A 24,456-nucleotide genomic window follows, 5' to 3' on the forward strand; every position below is an offset into this window, starting at 1 on the left:
CGCTATTTTTAGAAGGTTAAATAAGGTGCGATTTTCTCAATAGTAGTCTCGCCCAAACCTTCAATTTTTGATAATTCGGCGGCATTTTTAATTTTGCCGACTTGGTTACGATAATCAATGATGGCTTGCGCCTTTTTCTCACCGATACCGGAAAGTTTTTGTAAAGTTTGTGCATCCGCCTTATTGATATTCACTTTTGCACTTGAAGCAATTTTCTCTTTTGTTGCCGTTGCTTTTTCTTTCGCAGAATTTAATTTTTCATTCGCTTTCTCTTTCATTGAAGAAGAATCGGAAGATTTCATCGATTTGGCTTTTTCTTTTACCGTTTCTACTTTTTCTTTCGCCATCGTTTTAGCGGATTTCATTGAATCCATTGTTTCTTCTTTCGTGGTGGCGACTTTCTCCATTGCACCTATTTTCTCTGCCATCACACTTTCTTTTGGGCTTTGAACCATTGAATTGGCACTGTTTGCCGCCTCTTTTTTAAAAGTTGAAAGTGGATTTTCATTCGCCAATGCCCCACCGGAAACGGCAATTGCAAGTGCGGTCAAACTCAGTAAAGATTTTAAAGATTTCATAAAAAACTCCTATTATTGTATTGATTTGTCAAAAGACGCTACTAGGACAGCACCTTCAAAAATGAGTTCAATCGCATTATTTTAAGGCAAAAAAAAGTGCCTCGGGAAAGGCACACTCGGAAAGCAAAATAAATGTCGGCTATTAAAATAGCACTTGTTTTTGGTGCGTTAAAAATACCTTTATCAAAAAACTTATGCAAATACCAATATTCAAATTTGTGAACTAAGTCACGGTTTTTCTTAAAATTTTTACATTTCAAATAAAAAAGGCACTTATTTGTGCCTTCTTTCATCATAAAATGAGAATTAACCGTTAATAAATTTTTCGCCTAATTCAATATCACCACGTAATGTTGGCAACATTGCTTCTAATGCCTGTTGTTCAAATTCACTTAATGGGCCGATTGGCAGAATTTCCTCAACACCCTCTTTACCCAAACGAACCGGTTGTGCAAAGAAACGGGCATATTTGCCATCGCCTTCTACATAAGTACATTCAACCACTGTCTCTCCACTTAATCCTTTTACAAGGGAACGTGCAAAACGGGCTGCCGCTTGTGCCATCGAAAGGGTCGCCGATCCACCACCGGCTTTCGCTTCCACCACTTCTGTACCGGCATTTTGGATACGTTTGGTTAATGGTGCGATTTCCTCTGCGTTAAATTCCGCATAAGGTACTTGGGAAAGCAACGGAAGAATGGTTACACCGGAATGTCCGCCAATAACAGGAACGGTTGTGCGGGAAACATTTAAATTTTTAAGCTCGGCAACAAAAGTTTCTGAACGAAGAACATCTAAGGTGGTTACGCCAAATAATTTGCGTTTATCATAAACACCGGCTTTTTTCAACACTTCCGCCGCAATTGCAACTGTTGTATTAACCGGATTCGTAATAATACCAATGCAGGCTTTTGGACAAGTTGCCGCGACTTTTTCAATTAAACCGCGTACGATACCCGCATTGATATTGAATAAGTCTGAACGATCCATCCCCGGCTTACGGGCAACACCGGCTGAAATTAATACTACATCTGCCCCTTCTAATGCAGGCGTCGGGTCTTCACCTGAAAATCCCTTCACTTTCACTGCCGTCGGAATATGGCTCACATCTGCCGCTACCCCCGGTGTGACCGGGGCAATATCATATAAAGATAATTCGGTTTCTGCCGGTAATTGTAATTTCAACAATAATGCCAATGCTTGACCAATACCGCCTGCTGCACCTAACACTGCAACTTTCATAAGTACTCCTTATTAAGTAGATTAACTCATCGGGCAAATTCTAAAAGGTAAATTAACAAATTACAAACAGAGAAATTCAATTATGAGATCTTGCTCAAATTTCTGACAATAAATCGTTGCTTTTTCAGGCATAAATGCCATTTTAGTTGCATAAATTGAATTTTTATGCAACGCTTATGCAGTTTTTACCTAATTTAATATTAAAATGGACAATCTAACAAAAGCATTTAAAGAACTTCTCGCTCAAGAACGTTTTGCCTCTCAAGGCGAAATTGTAGAAGCATTGAAAAATCTTGGTTTTAGTGGAATCAACCAATCTAAGGTTTCACGAATGCTCAGTAAATTTGGTGCAGTGCGCGCCCGCAATACCAAAATGGAAATGGTTTATTGCTTGCCAAACGAACTAAGTGTACCGGCCACCAGCAGCCCACTAAAAAATCTCGTTTTAGATATTGATTACAATGAAATGTTGGTGGTAATTAAAACCACGCCGGGTGCCGCACAGCTTATCGCCCGTTTACTGGATTCTATTGGCAAACCTGAAGGCATTCTTGGCACCATTGCCGGTGATGATACTATTTTTGTCGCCCCCACCAGCAATACCCTCATTTCAACACTGATTGAACGTATTCAAGATCTTTTTGAAAGCTCACTCTAATGAAGATTCTTATCACCGGTGGCACGGGATTAATCGGGCAGGCATTAATCCCTACTCTTTTAAATAAACAATATCACATTACCGTTTTGACCCGTTCGGAAGAAAAAGCCCGCCAAATCTTGCCACAAAAAACACTGCAATTTTTGACCGCACTTTCCCCCCTTGAAAATTTAGATCACTTCGAGGCGGTAATAAATCTTGCCGGCGAACCCATTTTTGCCAAACGCTGGACGGCATTACAGAAAATCAAGCTCTTTGATAGTCGTGTAAAACTCACGCAGCAATTAACCAATCTCATCAATAATGGACGCAATCCTCCCCATTTTATTTCCGCTTCGGCAATGGGCATTTATGGCGATCAGGCAAAACGGGTGATTACAGAAATAAGCCCCACTGCTCAACACACTTTCACGGCACAACTTTGCCAAAAATGGGAAGATACCGCACGTCAAGTACACACTAAAGTTTGCCTGCTTCGCACCGGTATGGTGCTTTCTCCTCAGGGCGGGGCATTAGCGAAAATGCTACCACTGTATCAATGGAATTTGGCGGGACGGTTAGGTTCAGGCAAACAATATTGGTCGTGGATTGCTTTGGAAGATATGGTGAGAGGTATTGTGTTTTTGCTCGAACACGGCAATTCCGAAGGCGTTTATAATCTGGTTTCACCGCAGCCGATAACGAATCAATTTTTCAACCAACAACTTTCCCAATCACTAAATCGCTGTGCTTACTTCCCTATCCCTGAATTTACCTTAAAATGGGTTTTAGGCGAGCGAGCGGGAATGTTATTAGAAAGCCAAAATGCCTTACCGAAATGCTTACTTGAGGCAGGTTTTCGTTTTCAATACGAAAATTTAACGCAATATTTAACCGCACTTTTTACGAAAAAATAGCATAAAAAAACGCGCCTTGAAGTTAACAAGACGCGTCTTTTTTCATTCTTTAAATTTAGTCATTATTACTTGAGAAGATAGAAAGTAATCTTAATAGACTCAAGAATAAGTTATAAATGGAAACATAAATACTCACGGTTGCACGGATATAATTGGTTTCACCGCCGTGAATAATGTTACTGGTTTCATACAAAATCGTCATCGTTGAGAACACCACAAACAATGCACTGATTGCAATTGCCAATGCCGGCATTTGGAAGAAGAAGCTCGCCACCATTCCAAGTAAAAGAACAATGAAAAGCGCAAACATTGCCGTTGAAAGGAATGACATATCTTTCTTCGTTGTTAGCACATAAGCGGAGCAAGCAAAGAATACGATTGCTGTTCCTGCAAACGCTAACATAATGAGATCTTCCATACCGTTTGCCACATACATATTCAAAATTGGCCCAATGGTGTATCCCATAAATCCGGTAAACGCAAATGCCGCTAAAATACCGGCAGGGCGATCAGCCAAACGGTTTGTGATGAAAAGTAAGCCGTAAAAGCCCACAAGTAACACAATAATATTCGGATAAGGTAGGTTCATCGCCATTGAAATATAGGCAACAACCGCTGAAAATGCCATTGTCAGCCCAAGTAAGAAGTAAGTATTACGAAGCACTTTATGAGTGCTTAATAAAGATTCACTTCCAGAGTCAACAATAATGCGTGATTGCATAAAAGCTCCTTAATTGATGTTGGTTAATGCACAAATGCAGGCTGTAAAGTAAGGGCGGATAGGTAAAAAGTCAATGCTATAGAAGAAAATTATTTCTCATTTCGTTCAAAAAGAAATCGAAATGAATAAATAAACACCGACCAACACAATTTCTACATTTTTTTATTTACATCAAAAAATTTTGAATTATACTAAGCCCCGTTTTCTTCGGAGGAATGGTCGAGTGGTTGAAGGCACCGGTCTTGAAAACCGGCGAGGGTTTACGCCCTCCGTGAGTTCGAATCTCACTTCCTCCGCCATTAATTCTTTAGAAGTCGTAAATTTATCCTTTAAAATCAGTAACTTACGGCTTTTTTTGTTTTCTGTTATTTCCTCTATTATTTCATTTGTTGCTGTCAATTTTGACGTATCTAAAACCTTGTTTGACGTAAAATTGACGTGGTTTGCATACTGTAAAAGATGATCTGCATTTAAGTGGGCATACTTCTGAACCATTTCTATGGTTTCCCATCCGCCTAAATCTTTGAGGGTCATCAGCGGTGTGCCGGCTTGAACGTGCCAACTTGCCCAAGTGTGGCGTAAGTCGTGAAAGCGGAAATCCGTGATATTCGCCCTTTCCAATGCCCTTTTAAAATCCTCACGATCAATCTCGGTGATCAACTTCCCTTTTCCTCGATGAAACACATAGTTCGAGATTTTTTGCGTTTCTTTTTGCCGTAAGAATAAAATCATTTCTTGATTTAAGATCAAGGCTCTTGCTCTACCTGATTTTGCAATATCGCTTGTGACGATAGCAATCTGCCAAGAAAAGTCGATTTTATCCCAAGTCAGGGTCAGGATTTCTGTCATTCTCGCACCGGTGGACAACGCAAAACGACAAACCTCTTTCATCCAAGCGAGGTTTAGCGAATTGATTAAACGATTGGCTTCGTCTTTCGTGATCCAACGCACCCGCTTTTTCGGCTCGGGATTTTTCTCGACATAAGGCACGGAATCAATCCACCCGGCTTGCCGGGCGAGATTTAACGCTCGAATGATAGAAGTGCGGTAGCGGTTTTGAGTAGATGGCGACAACGATTCGCCTGTCTTTTTATGGGTGGGCAGATTATTTAAAATCACTTCGGTTGTTAAAGAACTAAGCAGATAGCCTGCTAAGGCTTCTTTCCAGTACATTGTATGCCTGATTTTTGTTTCTTTATCTTTCTGATCTTCGGCTCGCTTAAGAAAAAGCAACAAGGCATCTTCAATGGTTTTTTGTGGCTTTTTATCTAACTTGTCAATTTGCCACGCTTCGTGTTTTAACTTGTCGTGGAGTTCTTGCGCAAGTCTGCGGTCATTTGTTTTAGCTGAGCATCTAATTCTTTTGCCGCTCGGTGTGGTAAAATCGATTTGCCACACGCCACTTTTATTTTTTCTGATCGACATTTTTTATTCTCCAGAGATACAAAATCGCCGACCTGATATAAAATCGCAAATTTTTTTGCATAAAGTAGAACTATATTTTGCACAGCTCAAATTAAACTATTATGCAAAATAAATTACGATTTGATAAAAACGCCCTTTAAATCATCATTAAAGGGCGTTTAAATTTTAAAGACTAAAACTTATAAACCAAATTGTCCTCATACTTTCCAATGTAGCTCGCACTTGTCTGTAACGTTATCCGTTCATAACTTTCAAATTCCTGCCAGTTTTGCCATTTATCCTCAATCATTGCGTCAATAAAGCGGATAAACTCGCTTTTAGTCGAGCTAAAAAAGATGTACGGCGGGCGGGTTAAATGTATCAACCGCAAGAAATCAATCAAATCAAAGTAAGTCGCTTGTTTATAGCTTTCTTGCTTTGTACATAAATATGGTGGATCTAACACAAAAAGTGCCTTCGGGTTATCTGTAAACTTCGGTAAGAGCGTGTGAAAAGACTCCCGAATAATTTCAACCCCATCTAAATAGCCCTCTGCACTTGGATAGTCAGATTGTCGGATACAATGCCAAAAATCGTATTGGAATAAATCATCAAGCGTTGCCACTTGCTGACCGCTAAAAAGCAACCAACTCGCCAAGCAATTTAAGTCTTTATACCCTTCAAAATTTTGAATGATTTTGATGAGTTCTGCCTTCAATTCCTTCTGCATACGTTTGTTTTTTGGCATAGCGTTACCGATTGCGGCATAAAGTTGAGTGCGTAATGCGTCAGTGTCATCAATATGCGCTAATCGCTCGGCGTAGCCGTCAAAGTCATTGTAAATCACTCTCACCTTGGGTTTGATATGTTTTGCCGTGTGACTTAATAAACCCGAACCGCCAAAGGTATCAATAATAGTCCAGTCTTCGCCGTCACCGAGAATATTTTCATTTAGGACTTGTTCAAAATGCTTTAAAAACATCCGTTTTTGACCGACGAACGGGAGCGGGGCTTGTTTGAAGATTTTTTGATTTGCCATAGTTTTATCCTATGGCATTCCGGCACTCTTGGACTTGGTGCTCCGATACTCAAATTTGTTAAAATTGATTTAAGGTTTTACAACGCATGCATTTAATTTCTAAGCGTTGTACATTTTCTGCACGTGCCAGTAATTTTTTACAGCACTTGCAACGAATTTCTTTCATTTTTTGCATATCAGCATTTTCCATTTGAAATGGTTTTGTTAAAATCCGCACGCCCTGCAGGGTAGGCGGCAGATGGCTATATGCAAGTTAGGTTTGCGTAGCTGGCACAGTGGGTGTGGTCGCACTTACTGTGTCGCCGTCTTCACTTTTTAAAGATAATCGCTAAGTCATTCGGGCTAAACCTCCATCCATTGTCGCTGTTTTTAATAACGTTGAAACACCACTCACTGCAAAAATATTTTGAGCATTTTTGTTTGATACCACACACAATCCCCAACACGCCCCACCAATCGTATTTTGCGCCCGAAGTGCGGTTAAAATACGCTTTGATTTGGGCTTCTGTCACACTTTTCAGCGGGATTAAATCCCACTTTGAACTATCGGCAACGTTGATTTGTTTGCAACGCACACCGCCGTCCCGTGGGCTTGATGAATAGCAGTCATAATAAATATTCGGTTGGCAACGGTCGCCGTGGCTAAATTGCTGTTGCTCAATCGCGATTTCACAATGACTGTATTTGCCTTTGGTAAAGAGGCAAATAATATTATCTTGCAAGCGTTCAACGCGGTTTTTGGCTTTGCCTTTGTAGAGTGCCAAGTAGATTTTAGTTTGCATTGAGTGATTCCTTATAAGTTTTGCTCCAGCCAATAGACCAATCATAGTCTTTCGGATCTTCGGCTTGTTCCAACAAAATTTTGTGCATATAGGCATTTTCAAACATCTGTTCTTTGAGGGTTTTCACCGCGTCCCACACGGCTTTAAATTCCTCATAATTGATTGTTTTAGCGGTGTTGTCGGCACAGATAAGTGTGTAAGTATTGTCCTTGCCGTTTAAATCAAAATCGGCTTTGATTTCAACCAGTGTTGCACGCCCTTTTTCATCGCTATCAACCCATTTATCAATCAACGGCACATAAGCTCCGCCATCCACACATTCGTCCCGTTTTGCGTTGATTTTTGTGCGGATTTCGGCGCGTTGAATTTCAATTGACACTTGCGGCGGGTCGGCTAAGACGGGGTGTCCGTTTTTGTCGGTCACAATCCGCTTGCCGTTTGCTTGCCCTTCTAATAATTCAACATATTTTTCTTCACTGATTTCAACCGCACTTTCCGGCACAAACCCGCCGTAGGCATTATTGTAAAAGCCGTCTTTGTAATAAATTGCCATTATTTCCATCTCCCGATTGCGAAAAATTGAATGCGCACCGCACCTTGGTTTACACTGCCGTGTTCGTACAAGTAGTAGTAACAAGCCGATTTATTTGATTTTGAAAGGACGTTAATGCCGGCATCGTGGTCATCATTCACCGATGTGGTCACTTTTGTTAAAATCAGGGGCGTTTCAACAAAGGCTTGCGCCCAATTAAAGGATTTTTCTTTCCAATCGGCTAGGTCATTTTGACTAATGACATAGGTTTGTATTATCGTGCCGTCAGGGTGGCGACGTACTTCAAAATTGCCTATTTTTTGATAAGTAAAATCCCTGTCCGTCAGCAGTTTTTCGTTAGTCCAACTGTTACCCGATAAATCATCATTGGTGCGGATGTAATGATTGTTTGTTCCCCCCGAAATAATTTGGGTTTTCTGATTGCCTTGGTCGGCAATCTGAATACCCACCCAGTCTGCCCCCGTAGGCAATCCCAATCCGTTTAATGAATTGTCCCCAAAACTTAAAAAGCGTGTACCGGTGATGTTATTAAGGCTTATATCGCTATTTGCCCAATTTGTTAGTGTAAAGACAGGGTTGGTAAAATCTTCCTGCAATGCCACTGTGCCGTTTTTTTCCGGTGTGTAGATGACATAGTGGTTGCTTCCTGATTGTTTGTTACGGCGAATAAAAGCAAAACGATTTCCGTTGCTTTCCATCAACATTTGGTCATTATTGCTTGGTCTATCAATCCGCAAGCCGCCATAATTTCCGGCAGTTGCGTCAATATAAGCACGGTTTGAATAATGGATGCCACCAAGTTCGGAATTGTCAATTTTTAGTTCCAGTCCATTTCTAGTAGGATTCCATCTTAATTGAATGTTGTTATTGCTACTTAACCCACGGATATAGCCATTGCCCCCTTTAAAATCATTAATCGTATTGAGTGCCGTTGTGCCTCTGTCGTAGGCAAGTTTTGCCGCACGGCTGGTCGCTACGGTTTCCGTTGAGCTGCTATCCACCGCATTGCTTTTTTTATTATTAGGGATGTAATTGGCAAAATTAGCGGTATTCTGGTTTGAAATTGACCGCACTTTGGCAAGTTCGGCATTGACCCAACTTTGATATGCTACAACCTCACCATCATTCCTGATATGCGGGAAAGCAAGATAAACTTGTGAACCGCTATTTGGTATCCATTTCATATTGAATCGGCGGTTGTTAGCGGTATGACTATCAGGATGCACTTCTAAATGCCACACGCCTTGTTTGGCACCGAATTTGTAAGCAGCCCACTCACCGTTTACGCTTTCTGCTTTCAACACACCGTAAATTGACTGATTGCCGTTTTTCTTGAGTGTCGCCTCATCAACTTGGTTGGCTTTGTCTAGTGCATCTACAGCTTTATCGTATGCAGCTTTCACCGCCTTTGACGTAGCCGCTTCCGTTTCCGAATTACTGTTTGTTGAAGAGCTTAATTGCACTTCACCTTTTTGTTTTGTACCGGCAGTTCTACGATTATTTTCAATAATTTTCACAATCGCGTCATATAATTGCTTTGTTGAATCATCTTTCGGTTTAAATCCCGCTTTTTGCAATACATAATGGGCTTCGGTTTGTATATCACGCAATCGGTCTTGCACATCGTTAAGCCACGTTTCGGTTACACGTGTGCCTTGTTCACCGGTTGCCGGATTGCCGTTGTGAAATAATCCGTCTTTCGTATCAATTTTCGGCAATAGATTTTTCATAAATTAAGATCTCGTTTGATAAGCAAAATAACAGTAGGTATGTGCCGGTTTTAAATCTTTAAAAAACTCTTCGATAATCGGGTCGCCAAATTCCACAAGGTGATCGCCGGCGAAAGATTGTCCCGCCCGAAAATACACGATGTTGTCATCCCCATTTAGCACATCAACCCGCCACATAAAAATCAGGTTTTCTTGGGCTTCATCCCGAAATTGCTCCAAGTCACCGGGATTGGGTAAATCATTGGCAAAGGGCGAAAATTCTTTGATGTCAATCTGATAACCAATGCTTTCGGCAATGCGTTTAAAATAAGGGATTGACAAGCCACCCACTGCATTTAATTGGGCAATCACCCGTTTTACCCGAGCTTGATAATTTTTCGATAAATCGGTTTTAATGCCACATAATCGTTCCCAGTCGGCGAGCATCGTATTTGACATAGTCGGCTCAATCACATTGAGCATTTCAACCGCACTTTGTTGCACACGGTCAAACGCATTGCCGTCTATTTCACATTGCGCTAAAAACCGCTCCCCGTTGATGTTGTAAGATACCGGCGGATAAAGCCGCGAAAGCACTTTTTTATGTTCAATTTGCATTATGTAAGCTCCGTCACCGTCACAGTGCCAAGCCGAAACCATTCGATTTTGCTTGTTACATCAGCTTTGCGATTAGCGGTTGGTGCAGTAAATTTACGGTCAACCACGCCTACCAAATTATTCACCACGGCTTCGCATTGCGACACAATTAAATCATCGCCGGGGATAAGCGTGTTAAAATAATCGGAAAGTGCGGTCTGAATAGCTGTCCGAATTTCGGCAAGCGTCACCCCGCTGATTTTTACTTTTATCGTAAAATTGACTTTGGTCACATCCGGCTTGACTACTTTGCTTTCTCTTGCCGTAACCGGGCGCACATCATCAATATATTCTTGACAACGGCGCACCGTCTCATCAGACGGCACGTCATTATTGGACGTAATAGCAATATCTACTGTGCCAAGTCCTCGGCGCAACGGATACACATAAGCCGCATCAACACCGTCAACAGATAACGCCCAGGTGCGATAGTCGTAGCGATTGCCACCGGCTGGCGGTCGGCGAATAATTTCAAGCAGCCGTTCAAGCAAAGATGAATCACTTTCGGCATCCGTTGCCCCAATCACCTCATTGAGTATCACATCCGATTGCACGCCAACGGGGGCTGCCATAAAACTCGCTTTAGTTTCTGTTCGGATATTTTGATTTGCCCCGGTGGCAAGTGAGCGCACCGGCACAACGACTGAACCTTCCCGAGAAATAACCGCACTTTCACTGGTTTCATAAAAGCGATTATCATCGGTCTTAATTTGCAAACCGGCTTTAATCTCCGCACCCGGTTGTCCGGTAATCAATGCACCAAACCCACTGGCATAAGTCGCATTTCGGCGGCGAATACCGCGCAATCCGGCGTGCTTTTCAAGAAAATCCGTGTCAGCGGTATCAGGGAAAAATTGTTTGATGACCCATTTTTGATGTGCATAAATGCCTTCTGCAACGGCGGCAAGACTGCTTGCGCGCACATAATAATCACTATCTACGCTAATATCGGCTTGCGGTTCAAGGGATTGCACATCACGTAAAATGGCTTGACGAATATCTTCTAAACTCGGCACGATAAACATACTTTAAACTCCGTTTAAATCACTTTTACCGGGTGTTTAAACTGATAAATATCGCCCCGGTTATCACGAATGGAAATCGCTAAAATCACCGTGCCGTTATGCGGTTGGGTATGATTGACCGTGATTTCTTCGGCACGTCCGTCATCAATTAAAGGCTGCAAGGCTTCTTCGGCGTATTGCTGTGCAATGAGTCCCACGCGTGATAAATCTTTTTCTTTTGGAATGAGATGGAGCAGAGAGCCTACACGCCCATCTGCCCACCAAGAGCCTAAAGGTGTGGTTAATCTGATATACGCCGCATTAGCAAGCGTACTGATTTGTTTATTGGTATAGTCCCCGGTAAGCGGGCTGATCTCTCTGTCCATACGGGCAGGATAAGCGAAAAGAGAATAAAAAAAGCGGTGAGAGAGTTCCACACCGCTTTTGGGTTGATATGTTATTGAGGACTTCCGGTCATTCCACCGCTGTCACCGCGATGAAGATGATTAACAAGGGACTTACCGCTTGCCGTCACATCACCGTCTGTTGTAATACTGCCGCCTTGGATAGCCATACCGCCATTGCCGTTAATTTGCCCCTGTGCGGTAAAAACGTGGTCGGTCTCAACTAAAGGGCTTGAAATAGCCACTTTGGTCTCGGCTTTAATTTTCAATATATCGCAATCAATTTCAATTAATCGCCCCTGCTTTAATACAATGCTTGAGCCGCTTTCGTCATAAACTGCCACCTCGCCGCCTTGCAGATTTTTTACCCGAAACGCCCCATTTTCGGTGGCAATCACAATACCGTGGCTGGTTTGCCCACCGATTGGGATAATCACTGCCTGTGTGTTTGCCGGTGGCACAGACGTAAAACCAAAATGTTGCATCAATTCCACATCTTGCAAGGTTTCGTCCGCAAGCCCGGATACTTGCACTTTCTGGATATTGTCCGCACTTTTTACTAAATTTAATACGCCCCGAAAGGCTTGTCGAATATCATTTACTGCATTTTGCGTTTTTTGCTGAATGGCTTGAGCTAATCTTCTCACTAGGATGTCCCCTCAAAAATAGATGCAACAGCACGTTTTCCTTTTTTCCCTTTTTTACCCTTACGTTTACGGGCTTTTTCCGCTTTCGCCGAATAGGCATCCGGTGTCCACACGCCGTCTTCTTTAAAGCGTAGTTCGGTTTGCGTGCCACCATTTCGGCTTAACGTAAAACGTCGCCCCATCAAAAAGAAAATGGCATCAATATCATATTCTTCGCAAATGATGTGTACCCGTTGCCCCGGTTGCCATAATGTCCCGTCTTGCATTTTATGATCCGGCACAATAATCGTGAGCGTAAAACCCTCTAAAATACTGTCGGCAATATACTTCTTCGCCCACTTTTGCAGTGCTTCAAGATTATCCACATCTGACACAACCACAGTTTTGGGTTTATAAGTCGTCATATCCGGCGCGCGATAAACCCATTTCAAATCATTTTTATTGTCTGTGCCTTGCTTACCGTGGCTTTGCGCAAGAAAGGTCACCTCGCTGAAACGATTGGACATATCAAAGGTTAAATCCGCTTGCTCAAAGTTATTGCGCTTGCCGTCTTTGGTGCAACAAAGTGTCGCTACAGGCGGCGTACTGTAATCTGCGCCACCTACAATCAATGTGCCATTTGGCTCAAACCAAATATGCACCCCGGCAGCATTTGCACAGCGCATTGCCGCATTCCACGCGGTTTCGCCTACTTCAATGTCCACTTTATCCAGTGTTGGGTTGTTTTCGGCTTTGAGTTGCACTTGTTTAATCCCAAGCGGCGCAACAATTTTTTTAATGGCATCTAACACCGTCAAGCCTTTTACATTCGTAATAGGGGCGGAGCAGTCCACTAAAATGCTCGCACGGTCGCGACCGTTTAAACTATAAGAACGTCCCATTTTACCGATTGAATGCTGTGTCGTATCCACAATGCCCGTCATCACCAACTCATTATTTATTCGCACTTTGACTTCCGCCCCTGAAAAATCAGGCAAGACAGTGCTGTCAGACGGCACACCCAAATCAAATCGAAACGCATCGGCAGGAATTAAAAAATCGCTATCAATGTCATAGCTTTTCCAACGATTATGCACGCGGCCATCAATTTCAACGACCACGTCGTTGTTATACGGATAATTATTTGACATAACTATTTAACCACTCCCCACGTTCAACTAAATTTGGATAACGAATTTGCGGATTTAGTCGTAATAATTCATCTGCACGTTGATAGTCGCCGTAAAAAGCGTGTGCAATTTGTTGTACTGTGCCGTCAAAAGGCACTTCGCGTACCATTAGAGGCGGTTTGCGATTAATTGCGGCAAGCGCAAGCTGGGTAAATTTATGCGCTTTATTGCGTAATTGTTCAGCCGTCTTATGCGCAGCCGCATAAAAGCCGGTGTTGGGCGTAGTTAATACCGTAATATTTGCTCCACTGTGTTCTTTATCAATTTGCTCACGCAATAACTGTAAATTCTCCACAATTTGCGACCGCACTTTCATCGTGATGTCATCAATATCTTGTGGCAATAAATCATCTTCTTCGATTAATTCCGTCCCAATGCGTAATAACGTCATACTCACCGCAAGCTGCATCATCAAATGTACCGATTCGATGTCCGCTTTGCTAAAAGAGGCGGTAAGCGATTTTAATGCGGCTTGTTCTTTTGCCGATTTAATATTTTTCCCGCTTGCCAAATCACCGGGAATGGCTTTAATTTGTCTTATAGTGCGTAACACTTCGTCAAATTTTGCGCGCGTGGTTAAATCTTTACGGGCAGCAGTTTGTCGTAAGCCCAAATCAATCATTGTGATTAAATCACGCACCGCACGGGTCGATTTAGTTTTAAAACTCTCTTGGGTTACAATCGGTGAGACAGCATAATGGGTTTTATCAAAATCAAATAAATGGCGGATTTGCTCAAAACAACCGAACAACGCCCCATACACGCCAAGCAAACGCGATTTTGCATTCGCCGCAAAGGCGACAATTTCCATAAATTCGCCATATAACGCCATTGCATCATCAACAAAATTTTCAAGTTCATTGAGCAATGCGTCAATTTTTGCCAACAACGAATGATTAAACACAAAAATCGGTTTGGCGGGCGTGGACTCAATAAAGGTTAAATCCAATGCCACATAATCAATCATCTCGGCTTTGTGGCGAAAATTTGCCCCGGTGCAAATCATATTTTGCAAACGACCACGAATAGGATGTACCAACGTTGCTGCGCCTGATTGCTGCAACACATTCAAAAAGCGTTTAAAGTCTGTGTAATAACCGTCCCCATAAAACACGGCTTGCATTCGCACATTCAGAGGATTTAACCCCAAATCTTCTACGTCTGCACCATTGACAAAGGGGTAAGCGTGTTCGATTGTGGAGCGATAAAAATCATCATCAACCGAGATCACATCAAAACGCACGCCCCGAAAGCTCGCGTGCTGAACAGGTATTGTCCAACCTTTCATTTTTACCCCCAACGTTTCATTTCTTGATATTGATGTTCAGACGTTTGCTCCGCCACAATTCGCCCGTCTAAATCCACTTTAATTTGGTTTTGAATGGTAAAGTTTTGGCTCTCAATCGCTGTTCTTAATCCATCGCTAATCGTCTGCCCCAAATGTTGAAATTCGGCTTGGTAGTTTGAAAACACAGATAGTTCACCCAATGTGCGATGTAAAGCTGAATTTGTATCATTGGCACTATTGGTTAAACCACTGTAATCTGTTGTTCTTGCTGCCATAATTTGTTGATACTGTTTAGGGTATTTAGCTGCAAGACGAGCATTTTCTTCTGCTTGTGCAGCAGATTTAGCCGAATAATCATCTAATATTGCCTGAATAGCTTTACTATCCGCGTCTGTCACATCACCTTTTTCTAATCGTGATTTCAAATAATCCAAGGAGGCATTTTTTTGTTGCTTTGAGGTAAAAAGTGAATAAAAACGACTAAAGTCATTAAAGGCAGCATTAAGCTCATCATCCACATAACGCACACTATTCATTCCTTTAAACTCCGCTTGCTCCGCTTCGTTTGCAGAACCGTCACGAACTTTATTGAGTAATGTTTTTGTGCGTAAATTACGATCTGTCACTTGTTTTTCTTTTTCGGGATCTTTTTGAGTATCGCCACTCAAGGTCAAAACAGAACCAAATATACCGGCTAATCTAGCCACGCTAGCCAACACACTTGAACCAGCCCCACTCAAAGTACTTGCCGTCGTTGCGCCTGAACCTGTCACTGTGGTTCCAACGCCTAACCCTAAACTTCCTAATCCCCCCATCATATAGCCGCCCAAACCATACATTGCGGCAGAACCGGCAACACTTGCCACTTGCCCGATACCGGCTAATTCGGGGTGATCTTTCATTTGGCTAATGAACCACTGATCATAGGCTTTACCGAGATCATTAACTTTGCCTAGTAATGGTTGGGATTGTAAAAATTTCAATGAATCCGCTTTCGCTTCTACGGCGGCAGAAGTGGAATTTTTGACACTGACCGCTTTATCAATATTCTTACCTAATTTTCCCTCTTCTAAATTTTCAGAATATTGTGCCGTTTGTTCTTTGTCGGTGGCTGCAATAACCCCTGCTTTAGCTTGAACATCCGGCATAACTTGAGAAATCAAAAAACCACGTTTTAAATCTAATTGGCGTTGGATTTCTTGTTTTTCGGTTTCTTTGGTGGCATTGGCGAGCTTTTTACGCAGAGCTTGATACGCTTTATCACCTTTTAGCATTTCCTCTACGATTTTTAATAACACCTGCATCGGGTTCATCCCTTTTTTTGCGCCATCGAGCATGGATTTTTCCACATCAATGCCTTTTCCTTTTAATGCAGGGTGATCTAATTTTTTAAGACGGGTTACCGTGTCTGCCGCCGTTTGTTTGTTTAACGCATTGCTAACGTTAGTTGCTGCTTCGTCATTTGAACCTGCTTTATTTGCCGCACTTTGTAGCCACGATAAGATAAATTTAAAATCCTCTATACCAGAATAAGCATTGTTTTTTGCCGTAGATAAGATAGAAGGCAATTTACTCACCATATCCGAGACTTCAAATTTTCCGTCATAACCGGATTGCAACACCATTTCTAACGCTTTATTAAGATCATTGCCCTTAAAGCCATAATCACTCAACGTTTTAACCAGTGACCCCACATCTTCGCCGCTCGCATTTGCCGCGATTTGCATTTTTTGAGATGTCCCTAAATTAGCCACGGCTTCATCAAAGTTCATTCCGCCTTTTAGCATACCGTCTAAGCCTTGTAAGGCTTGATCAGCAGTTCCCCCATATTTATCGACAGTATCTAATACGGCTTGATTAATTTTGGCAAAACCCTCATTTTTGATATAGTCGGCAGACTTATCGCTAAATGCTGTTAATGCCACTTCTGCAACATTGCTATCCCATTGCTTTTTATCATTAAGGGCAGGGGCAATCTTATTTTTTATGCCTACCGCACCGGCAACTATCGCACCACCTGCACGCATAAAACCAGCAGCACGCTGTCCCCAAGTCGTTTTCCCCATTTCCGCATTTAAACTTGCAATTTTAGCTCGTGTAACTTCTGCCGCACGAGCAAGTTCTCGGCTGCTTGCCATGCCACTGGCTCGCAAACGTTGATAAGCAGCAATAGTCTGTGCAATTTCCCGCTGAATGGTATTCTCACTACGTATACCAAGGCTCTCACGGTCGCGAGCCACAACGCGGGCGGCTTGTTGCATTTGACGGAATGATTGTTCCGTAACTCTCGCTGTACGACGTACACTTTCTTGTTGTCTTGTGCCACTTTGTACCGTTTGATTTGTTATTTCTTGTGTCGCTTTATTTACATTGCCACGCATTTTATCAATCACGCGACTGGCATAATCCTGCGCTTTTAATGCTAACGCCAAGGTCATTTTTGCCATTTTTTAAACCCTTTTTAAACTCATTTTAAATCTACAAAAAAAGGGGCTTATGCCCCCTTATTTTTACGACGCATAAAGTTGTAATGCACCGTATCGCCTTTTTCCGCCTGCGGTTTAATCCCTTGCGATTTTTGCCAGCTCGCTATCCACGCAGCCACTTCTGCGTGACACATTGCCCGCACTTGTGTCGCCGTAAAGCCAAATTTTGCAAGCAACATTACCGCACTGCGATAATTTTGCTCTGCTTCAAACACACCATAGCGTTGTTTTATTCGGCGTTTGCTTGGCTCAGGTTTTCCCCAGCGTCGATATGCTTTTTTCGCAAATCCGCAATCGCTTCCGTTATCAGCACATAATCATCGGTGGCAAGCGTATTCAGCAAAAATTGCGGTGTAAGCGTCTCTTTCGGTATGCCAATCACCTTAAATTGCTCGGATAAATACGCTAAATCCACTAACATTTGCTCGGCTTTATTGAGTTTTTCTTTGCCGTCTAAACCCAAATCGGCGATTTTCTCAAGTGCCGCACATTCTCTACCTAAGGTCAGTAAACGTGGCTCAATATCAAAATAACGTTTGCCCTGATAAGGGATACCCAATAATAAACGCATTATTCTTTCACCTCTTTTAACGCATTCATTTGGATGTCAATCACCGCCTCGTTATCCACCGTGTATTTTTCGCCTACTTGGGTGGTAAAACAGCCGAGATAAGAGGTGCGTTTATCATCTTGGTTGAGCGGATAAATGGTGATTTTGGCATCACTGATTTCAGCCCAATCAATTTCCGAACCGTCAATCGGCATTGCCGCAGTGAGCGAGATTTCCCACGTGGCAATGCCTTTGGCAAAACCACGCGCACGCCCTTCAGAGTTCATCGTTTTTACCAGCTTGCGCCCGGTTTGCTTGGTGATGTTTAAATCTTGGATTTCGATTTCAACACCATCCACCTCTAATACGGCAGAGCCTGCATATTTTTCCATTTATGCCCCCTATAAAATTAAATCAATACGATTTGCCACAATGTGCAAGCCATTCACTACATCAGCCGGAATGGCTGTATCTACGCGATTTGGATCTTTGCCGTTACGTACAACCAACAAATTCACTTTGTGCTTATCCACCCCTTCTAAAATTTCTTGGTCTTCTAGGCGGTAAAGCACATCAAGGATTTCTGACCGCACTTTAGGTGGCGTTTTGTCGGATAACTTATCGCGCGGAAAACGTAACGCAATGCGTTGTTCAATGGCTTTGCGTGTGTAGTCTAAGGTGCGAATTGTGGTTAAATCCAACCAAGTTGGGTCATCTACATTACTTGGCGATTTCGTGTAAGTGGTAATAGCTCGCACAATTTGCACCCGATTATTCACCACCATAATCGGCGTCAAACCGTGAAATAAGGCTTGGTTTACTTCGGTTTTAAGTGGCGTTTCAGTGGCATTGACCGGTGTCAAACCTTTAATTTCAAGTGTATTAAGCGGTTTTGCCGGATCTTCTTCGCCTGCAATAATCGCGCCAAAACCGGCTGCGATTAAGGCATTGGACTCAATCGCCCCTTTATACCACCCCACGGTTACACGTTTATCATTAATGTTGCCCGCATAAGTTGTACCGCCCGCCATTGAACCGCGCCAACCCAAGACACCGATACCCGGTTTTTTCTCGGTTGGGCTTGCAACGGTCTCTAAATGCTCACGTAACACTCTGGCATTTTTGTCATCGGCAAACGGCGAGATAATCACGTGATAATGCTCACCGGCAACGCTGGCAAGGGCAGCGGATAAATCCGCATTTTCTGCGCCATTGGCAAGAGCTGTCACATTCACTGCCATATCGGCGACGGTCAGCGTTGCACTTACCTGAATTTCATTACCAATTTCACCTTTGCATTTCGCCGTTAAATTGACTGTGCCTTCATTCGCTTCGGCATTTACCGGGCAATAATCACCGGCATTAATCACCGCACTTAAACGGGTAGCAATGTTTGCTGCCGTTTCTGATTTAGCAATCGACACCGAATAATCCACACCGCCAATCAGCACTTTCAATACACCGGCATTGCTCGCCGTACCGTTTAAAACAATAGTACCGGTTGCAGCAACACCTGCTTCATTATCTTTTAAACCGATGGCGGTCAAACGGATCATCGCGTTATTTTGGATTGCCACACGTGCCATCAAATGCACCCAAGACCCTGCACCAAACGCATTTTTTGCATCGAGATCAGAATAAATCGGGGTTGGTGCGCTAAAAGCTGTTTCACCGCCCAACATCGGTGCAACAATCAAGACATTTTGTTCATTTTGCGGTAATGCACTGATTGCATTACGTGCGTTATATTCCGTGTAAACACCCGGCAGACGAATACTGCCCGGAATATTGTCAAATTCAATATGGGTTTCACTCATTGTTTTTCTCCTGTTTGCGTGAACGGTCACTTACCACAACTAAATCACCGTCTTGGATACGGCGTTGATAATAAACAGACGGTTCAACATCCACCGGTGTTTGTTCAATATAAGCAAAGGGGTGGTATTCCATCGGGACTTTCACTCCGGCTTTAGCTTTAACTTTCATTTTTTTACTCCTTACTCACATCAAGGGCTAACCAAGTGTTGTTATAGAGGGGGAGCAACGTGATACGATGCACCTTGTTATATCCGTGCGCCTTGGCAAACTCCTCTGGACTGACGGAAACATTTTTGTAACGCTGGAACCAACCATCATCATTGATAATTCTTTTTTGACACAGTCCCCCTTTTACCCATTCGCAACGAATAATCACGTGTCCGCTTCCCGCTTCAACGGTTAATCCGCCTTGTTGTGCAATCTGATTCACTACTTGCGCCTGTTGCTCTGCGTGTTTTCTTTTTTCCGATTGCTGTCGGGCGTTATTATTGGCAGAAATTGCTGCCGTTGTAGCTGCTGTGGTTGCCGCAATAGGCATTACCACCGCATTCGCAGAGATAGCGACAGCGGCACATAAAATTGCAGTTAAATAATGTTTTTTCATTCTTTTGTCTCCACTTCAAACGGCACGACTGCACCGCTCATTGGGTCATAAATACCACCGCCAATACGTTCCAACATTGGCGCAGGCTCGGAATGCTCGCCCTGATAACGGGTAAACACATAATCAGGATTTTCAATATCACGGGTTTCTTCTGGGAATAAACCGTCTTCAAGCGGGGCTAAATCGTCATACACTGCTTCATACTCAATGGCATAGGCGGTAATTGCGCCACCTTTAAAAGCGGCATTGTTAAAAATGGTGCGCACATTGGTAGGTTTGAGTGGTTTAACTAACCGTCCCAAGGTTTGCGCATCCAATAAACGCCGCACCGCTGTAATCAACTGATTGACACCCACTTCGCGCTCATTCACCCCACCTTGTCGGGCGGCAAGATTGCTGCGCAAAGAATTGACGGCTACGATAATTACAAAAGTTGCCGTAGATTGATGCCGTTTAGCGTTTGTCCCCATTCGCTCAATACGTGACCCGCCAAAGGTCACTAAACACATCGGTAAACGTGACGTGCCTAGGCTGTCTTTGTCCAGTTCGCCGCCATAGCTTTTTACCGTATTGACTAACCGCCCCAAACCACGTTGTAAACGGTCAACAAGGGCTTGCTCAATTTGTGTTATCACGACTAAAAATCCTGTTTTTGGGATTAGTAAAAATCACGCCGTTGTCATTGCTGTCTGCATTGTCATCAGCCGGCGGCAAACCAAGCGACATTTTGCCCGTGCTAATATCTTCAAGCTCTTTTAAGCTCAATTTATAACGGGCAATAATCTCATCGGTAATATCTACGCCCGACATACTCGCCAAACGATACCGAGCCAAATCACAACAAAGCCGTACAAGATTTTGTGGCACGTTCTCAAGCGGTAGGCGATAACGCGCTGCCAAATAACCATCAATTTGACCGGCACTATCGGACAATGCAATATTCAACACGTTTTCATTCACTTTGCCTTCTAAATCACGGTCAGTCAGTTCAATGGCTTGTACTTCACCGACACGCAATACAAAATCTTCAACACTGGCGTAATTCATCGCTACTCCTCACACACAGGGATAAGCTCTAACCACGGATCTTCGGCAAGTAAAATCACTTTATCCGGCGTAATGTCATTCACATCGATGACAGTTTCAGCTTCTTTCGTAAAACGAAAGCCGGCACGCCCATAGCTTGATTGCGGATGAATAGGACGTAATTTCACGCTGTAAGCCACAGGCTCAATAACATTGCTCTCTATTTTGACTTGTTCCGCATTGGATTTTTCCGCTTCGTTTTCATCCGGTTTTGGCGTTTCATCCAATACTTTCTCTTCCGGTTTCGGAACATTATCCGAGACCGTTTCGTCAGCTGGCGGCGGAGTATTGATTTTTTCATCCTTTTCGGATGGCGTTGTTTGTTTTTGACGACCCATTTTCTTTCTCCTAAAGGTGGGCTTAAACCCACCATTTAAATATGTTGATTACTCAACAATTTGCGTTGACACCATCACTTTTAATGTGCCTTTTAATACATTAGATGTGCCATTGATAATATCGGCCTCTAACATTTTCTTCGCGGCATACTCAAGAGAAGGTGGGACGAGTAGCACATTTGGTCGAATATTAAGTAACTTGCCTCCATCGCCTTTTAATGATTTCATTTTCGCAATAACATCCATCAACACTTGTTCAGTGAGTTCTGAATCTTCTACACGGTGGGCTAACTGCCAGAATGCAAAACCGGCATTACCACGCGCTCGAACACCCCACACATATTGATCTTCCATAAAGACCGTATCGGATTTAGACGGGTCAAATTTTGTTTCAATTTCAGGACGTGTGCGTTCTTGCCAAATCAGTGGCTTAATTGAATTCGTGGTATCTAACACGTAAAATGCCGGTTTACCTGCTGCGGTGCCTTTGGTAATGTTGCTTTGTGTCGTCTGATTACCTGTCCCATCAACTTCAGCATAGACAGGGTGGTCATCATCAAAAAAGTTTTGACCGTCATAGCAAAGCATTGATTTACCTTGTTTAAGTAAGCCAAACACTAAGTCGTCCGGCAATTCTGCGGCACTTTGCCCCATTTGTTTCACCATCGGACTAAATAAACCCACCTGATCATCTTCAATGTTTGTACGCGGAATGGCGACGGTACTTTCAAAAAGTTTATTGGTGACTTGCATACCTTGGGCTTGCATTTTGCGTAAACGACGTTTACCCACCCATTCTTGGAGTTTTGGGAAATGACCTAACCAGCCATAAGTATTTGTTTCAGTGGAACTTGATACTTTCATTGCCACTTCCGCCCATTGTGGGGTTACCAAACTTAATCCGCCACTAAACTCTTTTTTAAAGGCTTGGTCGAGGGCATTTAAAAGTTCCGATTTTTTAAATTTATCCATTATTTTTGCTCCTTATAAGCAGTCATATATTCTTGTTCACTTAAACCTAGGGCTTTTGCAGCTGCAGCTTCACCTGCACTCAACGCAACCACTTTCTGATTCGGATCTTCTTTCGCCTGACTTTCACCGCCTAAAGCCTGATTTGGCGTTGCTACGGCTAAATAATCAGATAATGCGGTCACATCCGCTTTACCTAATTTTTCTGCCCAGTCTTTTTGCGAAGGCAATAAACGTCCATCCGAAAGTGCGGTTTGAATTAAATCTGCCACTTTGTCGTTTTGCACCTGTGCGGTCAATGCGGCTAATTTGTCTTGCACGTCTTTCATTACAGACACCTGCACATACTTTGTCGGGTCAGGTTCTGCGCCAACTTTGGCACTTAATGCAACGACCTCGTTGTCTTTTTCTTTTAACTTTTCATACACATCACTTAATGCCACCGGGCTATCGCCTTTTGCGGCAGAAAGTGCGGTCAGTTTTTGTTTCATTTCGTCTTCGGTCGCTTGTGGTGTACCGAATAATTGACGTAATAACTCCAACATAGAATTATCCTTTTTTTGCTGTTGATTAAATCGGGATGAAAAGGCAATCGCCTCTGCCAAATCGTGACAAGCCGGACGGTTGGTGAGAGCGGCATTTAGCACCTTTGTGACTTTGCCGTCTTTAGCGCTTAAAAACATCGGCGAAATATACCGGTATTCACCGTCTTGAATTTGTTGATGGGCTTTTTTTGTCCAATCCACATCGACAAAAATCCCTTCGCCGGAAATATATTCCGCCTTTTCCATCCACCCTGCGGCAGGATTGGGTTTGCCGTTTGTTTCGATAAAGAGTGTTTGATGTTCGTAGTCAATCATCAGCTTAATCTTTAACTGATTAATTTCTTCAGCTAAAGCGTAGCCGTTACTGTCATCTACATACCAGCCTCCTGCACCTTCGGTGCGTTCATCTTGCGGATAAAAACGACCAAAGGGGAATAACTGAATACGCCCGTTTGTTTTTTTATCTAGCTCGAAACTTAATGCAATCGGCGTGAGATTCATCGTTTGTTATCCTCGTTCTTTAATAGCGGATAACAGAATAACGGAAAGGATAAAATGAAAAGAGAGGAGAGAGTTCCACACGTTCCACTTTGTGTGAAAAATAAAAAGAGAAGAGATTTTTACCTCAAACCCATTTTAAAACGTTTTAAAACCGCTTTAAATTGTTTTAAAAAATAAAGGACGAAAAATGATACCCATAAAAAAGAAAATCGCCCTGTGTGCGATTAAGGGCGATTTTTGATTTATTTCATCAGGCTTTGAAAATAACTTTGCACATCATCTAAAATATCCGCTTCATCTTGCGGGGTTAAAACAAGGAAAGGGCGTGCCTGAATTTTGCTGCCGGGGTGATCTACCGACTTGCGCACAATACCATTAAATGCCAACCCTTTTTTTGTTACTGGCTTGATTTTATGCGGTTTGGTTTCTCCGCCAAAATGATGAATAGCCGCATACACTAAATTTGTGCCAACTTGTGCTTCATCATTGTCCCAACGGGCGTGAATACTATTACGTAATGCACCGCTGTCAATCAGGGGCGAACCACCCGGACGACTTTTTACGCCAAGCCATTTCGGGCGACCACCGGCTTCAAAGTTCTGATCTACCGCACTTTGCATTGTACCGGCAATCGTGCGCATTAACGGAACATTATAACGAATGCCTTCTGCCACCCGTTCTAACAGTGCCACCACTTCTTTTTCATTGTTGATTTTTATTTCAATCATCGTTATATTGTCCTTTGCCACTAGAAAAGCGATGAATCTCGAGGATCGCGGACGATAGGTTGAAAGAGTACCTTGGATTG

At 42.9% G+C, this 24,456-nt stretch carries 29 protein-coding genes, 1 tRNA gene and 1 pseudogene; 3 read left to right on the plus strand and 28 right to left on the minus strand.

Features of this window, described 5'->3' with window-relative positions; genetic code table 11:
• Positions 1 to 8 precede the first annotated feature (8 nt).
• Together BKL49_RS04175 and mdh are read right to left on the minus strand one after the other, a co-directional pair.
• A complete protein-coding gene (locus BKL49_RS04175) occupies positions 9 to 578 on the minus strand; it encodes a ComEA family DNA-binding protein (protein WP_077423367.1) in 570 nt (189 codons plus the stop codon).
• A 306-nt stretch (positions 579 to 884) separates the two neighbouring features.
• Positions 885 to 1,820: a malate dehydrogenase gene (gene mdh, locus BKL49_RS04185; protein ID WP_077423369.1), complete on the minus strand. Its 936-nt coding sequence runs from the start codon at positions 1,818 to 1,820 to the stop codon at positions 885 to 887.
• Positions 1,821 to 2,025: 205 nt separating this feature from the next.
• On the opposite strand from mdh, the gene argR reads away from it, so the two are divergent.
• The gene (gene argR, locus BKL49_RS04190) at positions 2,026 to 2,478 is read left to right on the plus strand and encodes a transcriptional regulator ArgR (protein WP_077423370.1); all 453 of its coding nucleotides are present in this window, start codon (positions 2,026 to 2,028) and stop codon (positions 2,476 to 2,478) included.
• Complete coding sequence (locus tag BKL49_RS04195; protein ID WP_077423371.1) at positions 2,478 to 3,374, plus strand: TIGR01777 family oxidoreductase; 897 nt, start codon at positions 2,478 to 2,480, stop codon at positions 3,372 to 3,374. Before argR ends, BKL49_RS04195 begins: the two co-directional genes overlap by 1 nt.
• A gap of 55 nt (positions 3,375 to 3,429) precedes the next feature.
• Here the strand turns inward: BKL49_RS04195 and BKL49_RS04200 are convergent, their stop codons facing one another.
• On the minus strand, positions 3,430 to 4,095 hold the full coding sequence (locus BKL49_RS04200) for a Bax inhibitor-1/YccA family membrane protein (RefSeq protein WP_077423372.1): 666 nt from the start codon (positions 4,093 to 4,095) through the stop codon (positions 3,430 to 3,432).
• 209 nt (positions 4,096 to 4,304) lie between these two features.
• On the opposite strand from BKL49_RS04200, the gene BKL49_RS04205 reads away from it, so the two are divergent.
• A tRNA-Ser gene (locus tag BKL49_RS04205) sits at positions 4,305 to 4,394 on the plus strand.
• Between the two features lie 121 nt (positions 4,395 to 4,515).
• Here BKL49_RS04205 and BKL49_RS04210 read toward each other — a convergent pair.
• The 25 genes and pseudogenes from BKL49_RS04210 to BKL49_RS04335 form a co-directional block, all read right to left on the minus strand.
• Positions 4,516 to 5,520: pseudogene (locus tag BKL49_RS04210) on the minus strand (tyrosine-type recombinase/integrase); the annotation flags it as partial.
• Positions 5,521 to 5,692: 172 nt separating this feature from the next.
• Positions 5,693 to 6,538 carry a hypothetical protein gene (locus BKL49_RS04215; protein ID WP_077423373.1) on the minus strand — a complete coding sequence of 282 codons (846 nt, stop codon included), beginning with the start codon at positions 6,536 to 6,538 and terminating at the stop codon, positions 5,693 to 5,695.
• Positions 6,539 to 6,596: 58 nt separating this feature from the next.
• A complete protein-coding gene (locus BKL49_RS12870) occupies positions 6,597 to 6,728 on the minus strand; it encodes a Com family DNA-binding transcriptional regulator (RefSeq protein ID WP_425271868.1) in 132 nt (43 codons plus the stop codon).
• 118 nt (positions 6,729 to 6,846) lie between these two features.
• A complete protein-coding gene (locus tag BKL49_RS04225) occupies positions 6,847 to 7,320 on the minus strand; it encodes an enoyl-CoA hydratase (protein ID WP_077423374.1) in 474 nt (157 codons plus the stop codon).
• Positions 7,310 to 7,873 carry a DUF4376 domain-containing protein gene (locus BKL49_RS04230; protein ID WP_244151949.1) on the minus strand — a complete coding sequence of 188 codons (564 nt, stop codon included), beginning with the start codon at positions 7,871 to 7,873 and terminating at the stop codon, positions 7,310 to 7,312. The genes BKL49_RS04225 and BKL49_RS04230 overlap by 11 nt, the downstream gene beginning before the upstream one ends.
• On the minus strand, positions 7,873 to 9,603 hold the full coding sequence (locus tag BKL49_RS12875) for a phage tail protein (protein ID WP_279625909.1): 1,731 nt from the start codon (positions 9,601 to 9,603) through the stop codon (positions 7,873 to 7,875). Before BKL49_RS12875 ends, BKL49_RS04230 begins: the two co-directional genes overlap by 1 nt.
• Positions 9,604 to 9,606: 3 nt before the next feature.
• Positions 9,607 to 10,200: a YmfQ family protein gene (locus BKL49_RS04245; RefSeq protein ID WP_077423376.1), complete on the minus strand. Its 594-nt coding sequence runs from the start codon at positions 10,198 to 10,200 to the stop codon at positions 9,607 to 9,609.
• Positions 10,200 to 11,264, minus strand: coding sequence for a baseplate J/gp47 family protein (locus tag BKL49_RS04250; RefSeq protein WP_077423377.1), 1,065 nt, complete (start codon positions 11,262 to 11,264; stop codon positions 10,200 to 10,202). The genes BKL49_RS04245 and BKL49_RS04250 overlap by 1 nt, the downstream gene beginning before the upstream one ends.
• 14 nt (positions 11,265 to 11,278) lie before the next feature.
• Positions 11,279 to 11,629 carry a phage GP46 family protein gene (locus BKL49_RS04255; protein ID WP_077423500.1) on the minus strand — a complete coding sequence of 117 codons (351 nt, stop codon included), beginning with the start codon at positions 11,627 to 11,629 and terminating at the stop codon, positions 11,279 to 11,281.
• Positions 11,630 to 11,700: 71 nt separating this feature from the next.
• On the minus strand, positions 11,701 to 12,294 hold the full coding sequence (locus BKL49_RS04260; protein WP_077423378.1) for a phage baseplate assembly protein V: 594 nt from the start codon (positions 12,292 to 12,294) through the stop codon (positions 11,701 to 11,703).
• Positions 12,294 to 13,424: a phage baseplate assembly protein gene (locus tag BKL49_RS04265; RefSeq protein WP_077423379.1), complete on the minus strand. Its 1,131-nt coding sequence runs from the start codon at positions 13,422 to 13,424 to the stop codon at positions 12,294 to 12,296. Before BKL49_RS04265 ends, BKL49_RS04260 begins: the two co-directional genes overlap by 1 nt.
• Positions 13,414 to 14,751 (minus strand): DNA circularization protein, encoded by a 1,338-nt coding sequence (locus BKL49_RS04270; RefSeq protein ID WP_077423380.1) that lies wholly within the window; start codon positions 14,749 to 14,751, stop codon positions 13,414 to 13,416. Before BKL49_RS04270 ends, BKL49_RS04265 begins: the two co-directional genes overlap by 11 nt.
• Before the next feature lie 2 nt (positions 14,752 to 14,753).
• Positions 14,754 to 17,198 carry a phage tail tape measure protein gene (locus BKL49_RS04275; RefSeq protein ID WP_077423381.1) on the minus strand — a complete coding sequence of 815 codons (2,445 nt, stop codon included), beginning with the start codon at positions 17,196 to 17,198 and terminating at the stop codon, positions 14,754 to 14,756.
• Between the two features lie 47 nt (positions 17,199 to 17,245).
• Positions 17,246 to 17,452 (minus strand): hypothetical protein, encoded by a 207-nt coding sequence (locus BKL49_RS04280; protein WP_077423382.1) that lies wholly within the window; start codon positions 17,450 to 17,452, stop codon positions 17,246 to 17,248.
• A 14-nt stretch (positions 17,453 to 17,466) separates the two neighbouring features.
• A complete protein-coding gene (locus BKL49_RS04285; RefSeq protein WP_077423383.1) occupies positions 17,467 to 17,808 on the minus strand; it encodes a hypothetical protein in 342 nt (113 codons plus the stop codon).
• Positions 17,808 to 18,179: a phage tail protein gene (locus BKL49_RS04290; RefSeq protein WP_077423384.1), complete on the minus strand. Its 372-nt coding sequence runs from the start codon at positions 18,177 to 18,179 to the stop codon at positions 17,808 to 17,810. Before BKL49_RS04290 ends, BKL49_RS04285 begins: the two co-directional genes overlap by 1 nt.
• 9 nt (positions 18,180 to 18,188) lie before the next feature.
• Positions 18,189 to 19,604 carry a phage tail sheath subtilisin-like domain-containing protein gene (locus tag BKL49_RS04295; protein WP_077423385.1) on the minus strand — a complete coding sequence of 472 codons (1,416 nt, stop codon included), beginning with the start codon at positions 19,602 to 19,604 and terminating at the stop codon, positions 18,189 to 18,191.
• Positions 19,597 to 19,773 carry a DUF2635 domain-containing protein gene (locus BKL49_RS04300; RefSeq protein WP_077423386.1) on the minus strand — a complete coding sequence of 59 codons (177 nt, stop codon included), beginning with the start codon at positions 19,771 to 19,773 and terminating at the stop codon, positions 19,597 to 19,599. Before BKL49_RS04300 ends, BKL49_RS04295 begins: the two co-directional genes overlap by 8 nt.
• Positions 19,774 to 19,777: 4 nt before the next feature.
• Positions 19,778 to 20,209 (minus strand): hypothetical protein, encoded by a 432-nt coding sequence (locus tag BKL49_RS04305; protein ID WP_077423387.1) that lies wholly within the window; start codon positions 20,207 to 20,209, stop codon positions 19,778 to 19,780.
• Entirely contained in the window at positions 20,206 to 20,844 is a 639-nt protein-coding gene (locus tag BKL49_RS04310; protein ID WP_077423388.1) for a DUF1834 family protein, read from the minus strand. Before BKL49_RS04310 ends, BKL49_RS04305 begins: the two co-directional genes overlap by 4 nt.
• A complete protein-coding gene (locus BKL49_RS04315) occupies positions 20,828 to 21,256 on the minus strand; it encodes a gp436 family protein (RefSeq protein ID WP_077423389.1) in 429 nt (142 codons plus the stop codon). Before BKL49_RS04315 ends, BKL49_RS04310 begins: the two co-directional genes overlap by 17 nt.
• Positions 21,257 to 21,258: 2 nt before the next feature.
• Positions 21,259 to 21,633, minus strand: a complete 375-nt coding sequence (locus BKL49_RS04320; protein WP_244151950.1) for a hypothetical protein — start codon at positions 21,631 to 21,633, stop codon at positions 21,259 to 21,261.
• Between the two features lie 48 nt (positions 21,634 to 21,681).
• Positions 21,682 to 22,605: a Mu-like prophage major head subunit gpT family protein gene (locus BKL49_RS04325; protein WP_077423390.1), complete on the minus strand. Its 924-nt coding sequence runs from the start codon at positions 22,603 to 22,605 to the stop codon at positions 21,682 to 21,684.
• Positions 22,605 to 23,648 carry a phage protease gene (locus tag BKL49_RS04330; RefSeq protein WP_077423391.1) on the minus strand — a complete coding sequence of 348 codons (1,044 nt, stop codon included), beginning with the start codon at positions 23,646 to 23,648 and terminating at the stop codon, positions 22,605 to 22,607. Before BKL49_RS04330 ends, BKL49_RS04325 begins: the two co-directional genes overlap by 1 nt.
• Before the next feature lie 242 nt (positions 23,649 to 23,890).
• Positions 23,891 to 24,376: a phage virion morphogenesis protein gene (locus BKL49_RS04335; protein WP_077423392.1), complete on the minus strand. Its 486-nt coding sequence runs from the start codon at positions 24,374 to 24,376 to the stop codon at positions 23,891 to 23,893.
• Positions 24,377 to 24,456: the final 80 nt, after the last annotated feature.

The organism is Rodentibacter myodis, assembly GCF_001999305.1.
Lineage (GTDB): Bacteria > Pseudomonadota > Gammaproteobacteria > Enterobacterales > Pasteurellaceae > Rodentibacter > Rodentibacter myodis.